We start from the raw sequence: 12,985 nt of genomic DNA on the forward strand, positions 1-12,985 counted from the left end.
TGCTACGATCTCAAGCGGATGTGGTTTGAAGGACGAAGGGGATTTCGACCACGCCCTTCACCCGCACCGCTTGCCCCTGCTGCATCAGCGGCCGCCAGCGCCATTTGCGCACCGCATCCCGCGCCGCATCGTCCAGGCGGGAAAAGCCGCTGCTGCGGGCGATGGAGATTGCTTCCACGGTCCCGTCCGTTCCCACGGTCAGGGCGAGGACGACCGTTCCCTGCTCGCGCTTGCGGCGGCTCTCGATCGGGTAGCGGGGCGGCTTGCCCGAAACCATCTGCGCGCTGAGATCGCCTCCCTGGACCGTGCTGGGCGGCGAGGGAGCGGCGAAGACGGCTGGCGGCGCTGGCGCGTTCACGGCGGGCGCGTTGATCGCGACTGGCGGCGGAACGGGCGTGGTCGCGACCTGCGGCGCTGGCGCGGGCAGCTTGACGACAGGCGCGGGCGCCACGATCTGCGGCTTGGAAGGCGGCGGCGGAGGCGTGTCCTCGGCAGGTGGCGGGGGCGCGGGCGGCGTCAGGTTGACGACGGCAAGATGCGCTTCCTCGCGCCTCTGCACCTGATGCCGCACATGCATGATCGCCATGATCGCCACGGCATGGATGGCAAGAATGAACGCGATGACCGGCCAGTTGGGCGATCGGCTCTGACCATAGCGCGACGCCGGTGCGGAAGCTGTGGCCGGGGTCGGGGTAGATGTTGGGATGGGGGACGCAGGCGGCGGAGAGAGCAGGCCCTCTTCTTCCGCATCAATGACCCTGTTCGCTACACTCAACATGCACCGATCCCCTTTCTGGCAGCAGCCATGGCCGGACTCATGACGCAATTCATAATGAGATACAATTGCAATCTTTGGTTCACAGATGCGAACGCCGGAAAAAGGGTGGGCGAGCGGCAGCCCGAGGAGGAGGAAACACTGCCGCTCGCCCGTTCACCCCGGCATGGGACGAATGCCGGGGATCAGCGCATGAGATACGTCAGAATTTATAGCCCAGCGTGAGCGTCCAGGAACGCCCCTCGCCCGGATTGGCCCAGCCATTGTTGCGGATGCTGGTATAATATTTCTTGTTGGTAAAGTTCTGTACGTTGAGCTGAGCTGTCAGCTTTTCGAAGAAAGTATAGGACAGCATGGCCCGATGCACCGTGTAGGCATCCGACTTGTAAAATATGGTCGTCGGCGTTGTTTGCGCATTGTTCAGGTAAAAGCTGCCCTGATAGGTGACGCCGTAACCGACCTGTAGCCCGAAGGGCAGAGTGTAGGTGGTGAACAGGCTGCCCGAATGCTTGGGGGTGTTCGTCATCGGATTACCCGCCTGCGGATCATAAGCAGGGCAGGTAAGCGCTGTCGTCGTTCCCGGAGGCGTGAAGCTGCTATTCGGGTTGGCAAGGCAATAGTTGGAGATGGACTGCTTCACCAGGCTGTCGAGATAGGTGTAGTTGGCGAAGATGGTCCAGTCCTTGGTGATGTTGCCAGACGCGCCCAGCGTGATGCCGTCCACGCGGTTGCGGCCGTCGCCCACCGGCAGGTTACCCACGAACGGATCGTTGGAGGCGACGCGGTAGTTGGTGCGCTCGTTGCGGAACAAGGCGGCGGTCAACTGAAGACGGGCGTCGAACAGATCGATCTTGCCGCCGATTTCATAGTTGCGCGCTTCTTCCGGCGACAGGTCGCATGGATCGATATTCAGGTTCGCGGCCGCCGCCAGACCGCAGCCGGAACGCACAGTCGTCGAGGTCGGATTCTTGGAATTGCCATAAGCGATGTAAAGGCTGGCATTCTCCACCGGCTTGTAGACCAGGCCGACACGATAGGAGAATAGGTCATCGACGCCAACCTGACGGCCCCCGGTCAGATAACGGCTCGTCTGCCCAGCCGGAATGGGCAATGCGGGCGGGGTGATCGTATCGGACCGGAAGGTCGCCTTGTTGTGCTCGTAGCGGATGCCGCCATTCAGCTCCAGCCCCTCGACAATCTTCACGGCGGCAAAGGCATAAGCCGCAATGTTGAACGTATCGCTGCGCTGGCGGCTGATCGGCGTCACGTTGACCGGACCGGTATAGTCGGTGGGCACGCCAATGACGATCGGGTTCAGGGCGGGGTTCGGCGCGGCGCCGCCGGGATTGCGCAAGACATTACCGCTGGTGAGCTTATAATCTTCCTGCATCGCCGACGTGCCCAGCACCAATGTGTGGCCGCCGGGGATATTGAAGGTGAAGTCGAGCTGGTTATAGAGCGCCTGGTTTTCCGAAAAGCGGAAGTTGCCGCGCGGTCCACCCGGATAATAGACACCCGGCACCTGACCGGCCGCGCATGCCACGCCGGCCTGGGTCAGGCCGCTTGAAAGGCAATAAGTGCCGCCCTGCGGGGGATCGACCACCAGATCCTGCTCGACGCGCTGCCAGCGCGACAGATTGCGGACCGACAACAGATCGCTGAACTGATGTTCGAAGATGGCGGTCGCCTGATCGATGGTCTGATCCTGGCGGTCGATATTCTTGTAACCGAAATAGCCGCCGTAGGGCACGCCGGGCAGCAGGCCGTCATAAACGCCATTCTTGTAATAGGGCACGCCGTAGAGGGGGACGTTATTATCCTCCTGATGCACGTAGAGCAGCGTCAGCGACGTTGGGCCGCCTACGCCCAGCTTGACGGAAGGCGCAACACCCCAGCGCTTGTAATGATCGACCTGACGCGCAGGCACGTCATTTTCATGATACATGGCGTTGAGGCGCACTGCGATCTGGTCCGACAGGCGCATATTGCTGTCGATCGTCGCGCGGTAATAATCGGACGTGCCGACGCCCGCCTGGATCAGTGTTTCATCATCCGCCTTGGGCCGCTTGGTGACAAGATTGATATTGCCGCCGATCGCGCCCGATCCGCCAAAGACCGAATTGGCGCCGTTGGTGACTTCGATCTGTTCCAGGTTGAACGGATCGGTACGGCTATATTGCGCGCTATCGCGCACGCCATCGATCGAGATGTCCGTATTGGCGCTCTGCCCGCGCAGGTTGATGTTGTCGCCATATCCGCCGCCGCCTTCGCCCGCGCCGAAGGTGATGCCCGGCACGGTGGACAGCACGTCGCGCAGCGTCAGCAGATTCTGCTTCGAAATCGTCTGGTTGCCGATCACCGTGATCGTCTGCGGCGTGTCCAGCAGCGGGCGGACATATTTGGGCGACTCCGCGCGTTCGACCTTTACCTCCGACTCGTCGATCGCGGTGTCGGTTACTGTCATGCCGCCCAGCTTCGGGCTTTGCGCCGTTTCCTGACCGTGCGCGGCCGACGCGAAGGCGAGAGCGCCCACGCAGCTTAGCGCCAGAAATGACGGCGCGGACTTCATATTGGACATGAGCAGATTCCCCTTTCTGATTTAGTTGAGGGGTCTGCTATTGATAGTAGATCGCAGAGTCAACGCTATTGCGAACTATTCTTATCTTCTCCCAGGCTGAACAGCCAGCATCGCACCGCGCTGGCGAGGTTGGGCGGGTCCGGCGCGGCCAGACGCTCGACATCGATGCGGGCGATCAGCGCATTGATGGGCAAGCCCTCCAGCGCCGCGCGGGCGCGAAGCGCGTTCCAGAAAATCGGCTCAAGGCTGATCGCCGTCTGGTGGCCTGCAATCGTGATGCTGCGCTTGACCGGGGCCGCGAATGGCGGCGCTGGCGAAGGCGGGCCGCCGCCCCTGTCACCATTCGCGGCCATGGCGTCAGTACATATGCTGGCCGCCGTTGATCGACAGGGTGCTGCCGGTCACGAAGCCTGCATCCTCGCTGCACAGGAAGGCGACGCCCCGCGCGATTTCCTGTGCATGGCCAAGGCGGCCGACGGGGATTTTGGCGACGATCTTTTCCAGCACCTGCGCGGGCACGGCCGCCACCATGTCAGTGTCGATATAGCCGGGCGCGATGGCGTTGACGGTGATGCCATAGCGCGCGCCCTCCTGCGCTAACGCCTTGGTGAAGCCGTGAATCCCGGATTTGGCGGCGGCGTAGTTCACTTGCCCATATTGCCCGGCCTGGCCGTTGATCGACCCGATATTGACGATCCGCCCCCAGCCGCGCTCGCGCATGCCGCCGAAGGTCGCCTTGGCCATGTTGAAGCAGCCGCCAAGGTTGATGCGCATGACTTCATTCCAGTCATCGAAGCTCATCTTGGCCAGAACGCCGTCACGGGTGATGCCCGCATTGTTCACGACGATGTCCACCGGCCCCAGCTTTTCCGCCACCGCCGCGCAGCCGTCCAGGCACGCCTGATGATCGCCCACGTCCCACCGGAACGCCTCGATCCCGGTCCGGCCGGTAAAGGCGCGGGCCTTTTCCTCATTGCCCGCATAGTTGGCGGCCACGGTGCAGCCCATCTCCTTCAAGGCCAAACTGATCGCTTCACCAATGCCGCGCGTTCCGCCCGTGACGATTGCAACTTTGGTCATAACAGCCTCTCCTTGATTGAAACGGACAGAATCTACCTCCCCAGCCACCCGGCAAGTTCGCGATCGATCAGATGGCGATACAGGACCATGGCATCCGGCGAAGCGTTCAGACAGCTTAAATGAGCGAAATGATTACCGCCTGATGACAGGAAGTCCTCCGCCCCGCGCATGGCGATTTCTTCGAGCGTTTCCAGGCAGTCGGCGGAAAATCCGGGCGTCAGCACCGCGACGTCCCTGATGCCCTCCCCCGGCAGGGAGCGCAGCACTTCGTCGGTCGCTGGGCCAAGCCACTTGGCCGCCCCGAAACGCGACTGGAATGTCACGCGCACCTCCCGGCCCAGGGCCTGCGCCAGCAGGTCCGCTGTGACGAGGCATTGGGCATGGTAAGGATCGCCCAGTTCCCGCGTCCGCTCCGGCATGCCGTGGAAGCTGGCGAGCAGCAGGGCAGGCGTGAAATCCAGCGCCGCCAGCTGCCGCTCGGTCGAAGCGCGCAGCGCCTCGATATAGGCGGGGTCGGCATAATAAGGCGGCAAGGTGCGGATCGCTGGCTGCGACCGCAATTTGGCGAGCGCGGCATAGGCGGCGTCGAGAGCGGTCGCGGTCGTCGCCGCGCAATATTGGGGATAGAGCGGGGCGAGCAGGATGCGCCCGCAGCCCTGCGCGATCATGGCGCGCAGCCTGGTCTCGATCGACGGATTGCCATAGCGCATCGCCCAGTCGACCAGCACGTCTCCGCCCACTTCGCCCTGAAGCCGCACCGCCGTTTCGCGTGTGTAGACGGCGAGCGGAGACCCCTCCTCCATCCACACTTCCTTATAGGCGCGGGCCGATTTGCGCGGGCGCGTCAGCAGCACGGGGCCGCGCAATATCGGCTGCCACAGCAGCTTCGGCAGTTCCACCACGCGCCGGTCGGACAGGAATTCGCCAAGATAGCGCCGCACCGAAGCCGGGTCCGGCGCATCCGGCGTGCCGAGATTGATGAGGAGAACCCCGATCCTGTCCACGAGCGTCGTCATGTCCTTGGCAAGAGCGGCAGCTTGCGGAAACGCTGGCCGGTCACGGTGAAAAGAGCGTTGGCGATCGCCGGAGCCACCAGCGGCGCGCCGGCTTCGGTGAGTTCGGCTGGCGGCGCGCTGCTGCGCACCAGTTCGACGGAGATTTCGCCTATATCGGCAAGGCGGGGCAATCCCATGCGTCCCATGATCGCGCGGCGCGGCATGGCTTTCGCATAGGGCACGGACGCGCCCATGGCGAGCGCCAGCCCGTAGACGAGGCCGCTTTCCACCTGCTGCCGGGCGATGTCGGGGTTGATCTGGTCGCCGCCGTCGACGGCCGCTATGATGCGGCTGACGCTCAGCTTGCCGCCGCTGATCGCCGCATCGACCATGACCGCCGCGTAGGCGCCGTCCATCTGGTGCGCGGCCAGCCCCTGCCCGCTGCCTTCGATCCCGCCCTGCCAGCCGCCCATCGCCCCTACGGTGGTGAGGCAATGGGCAAGGCGGGGATTGCCGCCCAGCATCTGGATGCGGAAGGAAACGGGTTCGATCCCCGCCTGATGCGCCAGTTCATCGACAAAGCTTTCGGTGAAGAAAGCGCCGTGCAGCCGCGCATTGGCGGGCGCGAAGCCGATCGGCAGGCCGGGGTCCACCGGAAAATGATCGACCGCCCAATTGGGCAGAGCATAGGGCAGTTCCATCCCCGCCACGGCCAGACGCGTGGAGCTTTCGGCGCTCTCGCGCGCCGCTTCGTGCGGCGGCTTGCGACGGGCGATTCTGTCCCAGGTCTGGCTCATGCCGCAGGGGGCCGCGACCTTCGCCAGCCAGCCGTCGATCATGCCGTTGCGGCCCAGCTTTGCCGCCATGCGCGCATGGGCGGGTGCGCTGGGGCGGTCCTGAATCACATCTTCCAGCCGCGACCAGAGCAGTTGCACCGGCCGTCCCATGTCCCTTGCGATCAGCGCCGCCTGAACCCCCGCCTCTACATCCATGCGCCGCCCGAAGGAGCCGCCCGCATGCAGCGGATAGACGGTCACCGCACTCTCCCCCAAGCCCAGCGCATCGGCGATCGCCGCGCGGGCAAGGCCCGGCGCCTGCGTCGCCATCCATATCTCCGCCGCGTCGTCTGTCACCCGCGCGGTCGCGCACATGGGCTCCAACGCAAGGTGCAGGCCCGGATCGACGCTGAATTCGCTGGCGACGATGGTCGCATTGTCGAACAGCGGCGCAAGGTCGCCCTGCGAATAGAGCCGCTGGCCCGACGAACTGGAAAAGCCCTGCTCCAGCGCCGCTTCGATCCTTTCGCTGCTCAGCTGCGCGCCGCTGAGTTCGAACAGCGGGTCGGCGAGATCAAGCGCCTTGTTCGCCGCCCACCAGTTGGCCGCCACCGCCGCGACCCAGCGGTCGTTGCGCACCAGTCTCAGAAATCCCGTGACGCGGCGCGCGGCGGCTTCATCGGCGCTCTTGAACACCGCATCGCCGACCGGCCCCTGACGGATCGAGGCGAAGACCATGTCGGGCAGGCGGATATCGGCGGCGAAATTATGGCTGCCGTCGATCTTGGACGGGGTATCCAGACGGGGAAGGTCCTGCCCGGCGAGCCGATCGGCCTGACCCTGACGGAAGGGCAGGATTTCCGGCAGGCCGAAGGCGGCGGCTTCCTCCGCCACCTCGCCGATCCTGAGCTTTCTCTGGCCGCCATCGGAAATGATGCCGTTCTGGATGTCGCAGCTTTCCCAGGCCACGTCCCAGCGGGCGGCGGCGGCCTGGCACAGCAGCACGCGCGCGGCCGCGCCCGCCTCCCGGTAGCTTTTGTGGAACATCGGCACCGACGTGCCCCCGCCCGTCAGCATCAGCGCCTTGCGGGTCGCATATTGATCGATCGCCCAATCGCCCGCGTCCCCGGCGATGCGGGTCCAGTCATTGGCCAGCCACTGCCGCGCGAGCAGGCTGTTGGCGTAAAGCGGGCTGACGGGCGCGCTTTGCACCCCGACCGTCCGCCAGTCCGCGCCCAGTTCATCGGCCAAAATCTGGGGCAGCAATGTGGTGATCCCCTGCCCCATTTCCGTCTGCGGCACGATGACGACGATCTGCCCCGAACGGTCGATTTTCAGAAAGGCGTTGAAGACCGTCTCGCCGGCTGCGGCATTCAGGTTCGGGCGATAGCTGCGCGGCCAGGCCGCCCAGGCGAGCAGCAGTCCCGCCGATGCCCCGGCGCCCACCAGCAACGTGCGCCGGTCGATGCCCCTGCTCTGGTCCTTCCGCTGTGCAGCTTTCCGCGGTGCGCGCCCCATGAGGCTGGTGATAGAGAGGCTTGGAACGGCTGGAAAGCACTAATCTGCGCTGACCGGGGCAATGTTGAAGCGGCGGATGTCGATCGCCGGGCACCGGTCCATCACGACTTTCAGGCCAGCGGCCTCGGCGCGGGCGGCGGCGGCTTCGTTGATCACGCCCAGCTGCATCCATACCGACTTCGCGCCTGCCGCGATCGCTTCATCCACCGCCTCGCCAGCCGCTTCGCTGCGGCGGAAGATATCGACCATGTCGATGGGCACGCCGATATCGGCCAGCCGCGCCCAGACGAATTCGCCATGCACATGCTCGCCCGCTATCTGCGGATTGACCGGCAGCACGCGATAGCCATGGTCCTGGAGCACCTTCATCACGCCATAGCTTGGGCGGTCCGGCCGGTCGGAAATGCCGACCAGCGCGATGGTGCGTGTTTCGTTCAACAGATCGGTGATCTGCCGGGCGTCGTTCAAGGGCATGCGCTGTTCCTTCCTGCCTGCACCGGGAAAGACGCGGCAGGCGGCCGATCCGTTCCCTTGCCCTGCCGCCCCCTTGCTCCGCCATCGCTGCCCGCCGCCGGTCAGGCGCGCAGCCAGTCCGCGACCTTCTGCGCGACGGCGTGGAAAGCCTGCCCGGCGGCCCCTTCGCCAGCGGCAGGCGGGTCGCCCGCGTCGGACCGCACGCGAATGTCGATGGCCAGCGGAATGCGGCCAAGGAAATCCATGCCAAGCTGCGCGGCCGCCGCCTCCGCGCCGCCAGCGCCGAAGGGATCGGAAATCCCGCCGCAATGCGGGCAGCTGTAACCGGCCATATTCTCCACCAGGCCGATCAGCTGCACCTGCGTCTGTTCGAACAGGCTGACGGCGCGGCGGGCATCGATCAGCGCCAGGTCCTGCGGCGTCGACACGATCACGGCCCCCGCGGGCTTGTGCTTCTGCACCATCGACAACTGGATGTCGCCGGTGCCGGGGGGCATGTCGACGATCAGCACTTCCGCGCTGCCCCATTCGGCATCGATCAGTTGCGACAGGGCATTGCCCGCCATCGGCCCGCGCCAGGCGAGCGCCTTGCCCGGATCGACCAGATGCGCCATCGACAGCATGGGAATGCCCAGCGGGCTGTCCACGGGGATCAGGCGCTTGTCCCTGGCTTCGGGCTTCCTGTCCTCGCTGTTCATCAGCCGCGCCTGCGACGGCCCGTAGATATCCGCATCGACCAGCCCGACGGAAAAGCCCATCCGCTTCAAGGCGACGGCAAGGTTCGCCGACAAGGTGGACTTGCCCACCCCGCCCTTGCCGGACGCGACGGCGATGATCCGCATCGCCTTGCGCTCCGCCGTCATCGCGATGCGGACATCGGTGACGCCGGGGACCGTCAGCCCGCCCTCCCGGATCGCGGCCGCCACCGCATCGCGCTGCCCGGCGGAAAGGCCGCCGACGTCAAGCGCCAGGGTCATCACGCCATCCTTGACGCGCGGGGTGCTGGCGCGTCCGTCCGACAGCGTCTTCAAGCGGGCGGCGAAACTCTCAAGATCGGTCATGACTGCGCCCTCTAGGCAATATTCGTTGCGAAGGGCACTGTTTTTCACCAGCCAGCCTTCCTATAGAGACGGAATGAGAAGATTTTTCGGGTGGATGCCGGGCATCAGGAGCGCCATGGCCCAGGGTCCCTGGGGCAACAAGGGCGGGGGTTCGGATGGAAATGACGGACCGGGCAAGGGCAATGACGGCGGTCCGCGCAATCCCTGGACGCAACCGGGACGGCCTTCGGGGCCGAAGGGGCCTTCCGCGATCGAGGAGCTTCTGCGCCGCAGCCGGGAAAGCTTCGGCCAGGGCGGCGGCGGCTTCGGCAACATGCCGCCCCGGCCCAGCGGCAGGGCATTGTGGCCCGCGGCGGTCGGCATACTCGTCCTGCTGTGGCTGGTCCTGACCTGTTTCCACCGCGTCGGCCCGCAGGAGCGCGGCGTCGTCACGCTGCTGGGCAAATATAGCCGCACGCTCTCGCCGGGGATCAGCCTCACTTTGCCCGCGCCGCTGGAAAATGTGACCACCGTCGATGTGGAGGAAATCCGCGCGATCGACATCGGGTCGGCCAGCGCGCAGAGCGAAAATCTGGTGCTGACGGGCGATCAGAACATCATCGACCTCGCCTATTCGGTGCGCTGGAACATCCGCAACCCGGAACTCTACCTGTTCCAGTTGTCCGATCCCGACGCCACCGTGCGGGAAGTCGCCGAAAGCGCCATGCGCTCTGTCGTCGCCAGCGTCAGCCTGGACGATGCGCTGGGCGCCGGCCGCACGGAGATAGAGCAGCAGGTCGAGCAGCGGATGCAGGAGATACTCGACAGCTACAGGTCGGGCATCCGCGTGCAGGGCGTCGCCATCAAGCAGGCCGACCCGCCGACCGCCGTCAACGACGCGTTCAAGGCCGTGTCCGCCGCGCAGCAGACCGCGCAGACCTATCTCAACGAAGCCCGCGCCGCCGCGCAGCAGGTGACGGCCAAGGCGCAGGGCGAGGCCGCTGCGTTCGACAAGGTCTATGAACAATATAGGCTGTCGCCGGACGTCACGCGCCGCCGCATGTATTATGAAACCATGGAGGGCGTCCTGTCCAACGTCGACAAGACGATCGTCGAAAGCGGCAATGTCACGCCGTTCCTGCCGCTTCCCGAATTGAAGCGCCGGGCGCAGCAGGCCGCGCCCAATGCCGCCGCCGCAGCCGGGGAGGAACAATAATGCCCGCCCTGTTGCGTCACCCGGTCGCGCTTGCCCTGTCCGCCATCGCCCTGCTGCTGCTGATCGGCAGCACCGTGGCGATCGTGCCTGAAACCAAGCAGGGCGTGATCGTCCGCTTCGGCGATCCCAAGAAGATCATCAACCGCTACCGCCCGAACGAGGATTTCGGCAAGACGGGCGCGGGCGTCATCCTGCGCTGGCCGTTCATCGACCAGATCGTCTGGATCGACAAGCGCGTGCTGTCGGTGGAGATGGAACGGCAGCAGGTGCTCTCCACCGATCAGCTGCGGCTCCAGGTGGACGCCTTCGCCCGCTACCGCATCGTCGATCCGCTGCGCATGTATATCGCGGCGGGCAACGAGGATCGCGTGTCCGACGCGCTGCGCCCGATCCTGGGCTCGGCCCTGCGCAACGAGCTGGGCAAGCGGCCCTTCGCCGCGCTGCTCTCGCCCGAACGCGGGCAGGTCATGGACAATATCGAGGCCGGGCTGAACCGCGTCGCTCGCCAATATGGCGCGCAGATCGTTGACGTGCGGATCAAGCGCGCCGACCTTCCCGATGGCGCGCCGCTGGAAAGCGCGTTCACCCGCATGCGCACCGCGCGCGAGCAGGAGGCCCTGACCATCCGGGCGCAGGGCGCGAAGCAGGCGCAGATCATCCGGGCGGAAGCGGACGCCAACGCCGCGCGCATCTATGCCGAAAGCTTTGGCAAGGACCCGCAATTCTATGATTTCTACCGCGCGATGCAGGCCTATCGCTACACCTTCGCCACGGACCGGCAGGGGTCGACAAGCATGGTGCTTTCACGCGACAATGAGTTCCTGAAACAGTTTCAGGGCCGCTAGAATCATTACGGAACCAGCGTCATTCAATGAGGGTTAAGGCAGGGCGGCGCATCCCCATTCTCGCGGAGTCCGCCCTTCCTTCCGCAAGTTCATGAGAGGACCGTTACGAGTGCGTTACGCTTATGCCATCACCGGCGCCCTGCTGCTCGGCGGCACCGCCATCGCCGTAACCTCCAGCCCGAATGTCGGCGCGCAGACCGCGCAGAATGAAGGCATGCAGGCCGCCGCGCCAGCAGGCGCGCCCGCCAGCCTCGCCGACATGGTGGAAAAGCTGCAACCGGCCGTCGTCAACATTTCGACCAAGCAGCGCGTGCAAGTGCAGAACCCCTTCGCAGGCACGCCCTTTGGCGAACTGTTCGGCATGGGCGGCAACCAGCCGCAGACGCGGCAGGCGCAGTCGCTGGGTTCGGGCTTCATCATCTCGTCTGACGGATATATCGTCACCAACAACCATGTCGTGTCCGCGGGCGCGGAGGGCGCGTCGGTCGATTCCATCACGGTGACGCTCACCAATCGCGAGGAATATAGCGCGCGGCTGGTGGGGCGCGACCCGGCGACCGACATCGCCGTGCTCAAGATCGATGCGAAGAAGCCCCTGCCCTTCGTCAAGTTCGGCGACAGCACCAAGGCGCGCGTGGGCGACTGGGTCATCGCCATCGGCAACCCCTTCGCCCTGTCGGGCACGGTGACGGCGGGCATCATTTCGGCGGTGCATCGCGGCACCGGCGGCACCTACGACAAGTTCATCCAGACCGACGCGTCGATCAACCAGGGCAATAGCGGCGGCCCGATGTTCGACATGCGCGGCAATGTGATCGGCATCAACAGCCAGATCCTGTCCCCTTCCGGCGGCAATGTCGGCATCGGCTTCGCCATCCCGTCCGAACAGGCCGCTCCGATCGTGGAGACGCTGCGCAAGGGGCAGAGCGTCAAGCGCGGCTATCTGGGCATCCAGATCAGCCCGCTGGGCGAAGACTTGGCGGATTCGCTGGGCCTTGCCAAGAACCGGGGCGAATTCGTGCAGGGCGTCGAGCCGGGCAAGGGCGCGGATCGTGCGGGCATCAAGGCGGGCGACGTGATCGTCAGCGTCGCTGGCCAGGAAGTGACGCCGGACCAGAATCTCTCGTCCATCGTTGCCAACCAGCCGATCGGCGCGCGCGTGCCGATCGTCATCATCCGCAACGGCCAGCGCCAGACCGTCACCGCCGTGGTGGGCGAGCGGCCTTCGGAAGACGAGCTGAACAGCTTCGTGCAACAGCAGGATGACGATTTCAGCCAGCAGCAGCCGCCTTCCTCCAGCCCGCAGGCGAGCCAGCAGTCGCTCGGCATCTCCGCCATCCCGCTGACGCCCGGCATCACGCGCCAGCTTGGCATCGCGGCCGACACGCGCGGCATCGTGATCACCGCCGTGGACGGATCGACCGACGCGGGCGCCAAGGGGCTGCGCCGGGGCGACGTGATCATCACGGCGAACAACCGCCCGGTCGCCAGCCAGGCGGACCTCGACGCCCAGGTCAAGCAGGTGGCGGCGCAGGGCCGCAACGCCATCCTGTTGCAGGTGCTGCGGCGCGGCCAGCCGCCCGTGTTCCTGCCGGTGCGCCTGCGCGACAAATAAGGACTGCTTGACGCCAGACGGATCATGACGAGCCGCGCTTGCCGCGATGACGCGCTTCCCTATAGTGTGGAAG

At 65.4% G+C, this 12,985-nt stretch carries 11 protein-coding genes; 3 read left to right on the forward strand and 8 right to left on the reverse strand.

The features are described from left to right. Positions 1-10: 10 nt before the first annotated feature. The 8 genes from ET21_RS0105890 to ET21_RS0105925 form a co-directional block, all read right to left on the reverse strand. Positions 11-778: an energy transducer TonB gene (locus tag ET21_RS0105890; RefSeq protein WP_030538928.1), complete on the reverse strand. Its 768-nt coding sequence runs from the start codon at positions 776-778 to the stop codon at positions 11-13. A 199-nt stretch (positions 779-977) separates the two neighbouring features. Beyond that, positions 978-3,353 carry a TonB-dependent siderophore receptor gene (locus ET21_RS0105895; RefSeq protein WP_030538929.1) on the reverse strand — a complete coding sequence of 792 codons (2,376 nt, stop codon included), beginning with the start codon at positions 3,351-3,353 and terminating at the stop codon, positions 978-980. Positions 3,354-3,418: 65 nt separating this feature from the next. Beyond that, on the reverse strand, positions 3,419-3,706 hold the full coding sequence (locus ET21_RS0105900; protein ID WP_030538930.1) for a ribbon-helix-helix domain-containing protein: 288 nt from the start codon (positions 3,704-3,706) through the stop codon (positions 3,419-3,421). A 4-nt stretch (positions 3,707-3,710) separates the two neighbouring features. Continuing rightward, a complete protein-coding gene (gene phbB, locus ET21_RS0105905; RefSeq protein WP_021237009.1) occupies positions 3,711-4,433 on the reverse strand; it encodes an acetoacetyl-CoA reductase in 723 nt (240 codons plus the stop codon). A gap of 32 nt (positions 4,434-4,465) precedes the next feature. Next, positions 4,466-5,449 (reverse strand): ferrochelatase, encoded by a 984-nt coding sequence (hemH, locus tag ET21_RS0105910; RefSeq protein ID WP_030538931.1) that lies wholly within the window; start codon positions 5,447-5,449, stop codon positions 4,466-4,468. Further along, complete coding sequence (locus tag ET21_RS0105915) at positions 5,446-7,722, reverse strand: molybdopterin cofactor-binding domain-containing protein (protein WP_030538932.1); 2,277 nt, start codon at positions 7,720-7,722, stop codon at positions 5,446-5,448. The genes hemH and ET21_RS0105915 overlap by 4 nt, the downstream gene beginning before the upstream one ends. A gap of 39 nt (positions 7,723-7,761) precedes the next feature. Next, positions 7,762-8,196 carry a CoA-binding protein gene (locus ET21_RS0105920; protein ID WP_021237012.1) on the reverse strand — a complete coding sequence of 145 codons (435 nt, stop codon included), beginning with the start codon at positions 8,194-8,196 and terminating at the stop codon, positions 7,762-7,764. A gap of 101 nt (positions 8,197-8,297) precedes the next feature. Continuing rightward, positions 8,298-9,257: an Mrp/NBP35 family ATP-binding protein gene (locus ET21_RS0105925; protein WP_030538933.1), complete on the reverse strand. Its 960-nt coding sequence runs from the start codon at positions 9,255-9,257 to the stop codon at positions 8,298-8,300. Between the two features lie 73 nt (positions 9,258-9,330). On the opposite strand from ET21_RS0105925, the gene hflK reads away from it, so the two are divergent. The 3 genes from hflK (at position 9,331) to ET21_RS0105940 (ending at position 12,912) form a co-directional block, all read left to right on the forward strand. Next, entirely contained in the window at positions 9,331-10,452 is a 1,122-nt protein-coding gene (gene hflK, locus ET21_RS0105930) for an FtsH protease activity modulator HflK (RefSeq protein ID WP_030538934.1), read from the forward strand. After that, complete coding sequence (gene hflC, locus ET21_RS0105935; RefSeq protein WP_021237015.1) at positions 10,452-11,297, forward strand: protease modulator HflC; 846 nt, start codon at positions 10,452-10,454, stop codon at positions 11,295-11,297. Before hflK ends, hflC begins: the two co-directional genes overlap by 1 nt. A gap of 109 nt (positions 11,298-11,406) precedes the next feature. Further along, entirely contained in the window at positions 11,407-12,912 is a 1,506-nt protein-coding gene (locus ET21_RS0105940) for a Do family serine endopeptidase (protein ID WP_030538935.1), read from the forward strand. The last annotated feature ends 73 nt before the right edge of the window (positions 12,913-12,985 follow it).

The sequence above is a fragment of the Sphingobium sp. DC-2 genome, from assembly GCF_000722555.1.
Lineage (GTDB): Bacteria > Pseudomonadota > Alphaproteobacteria > Sphingomonadales > Sphingomonadaceae > Sphingobium > Sphingobium quisquiliarum.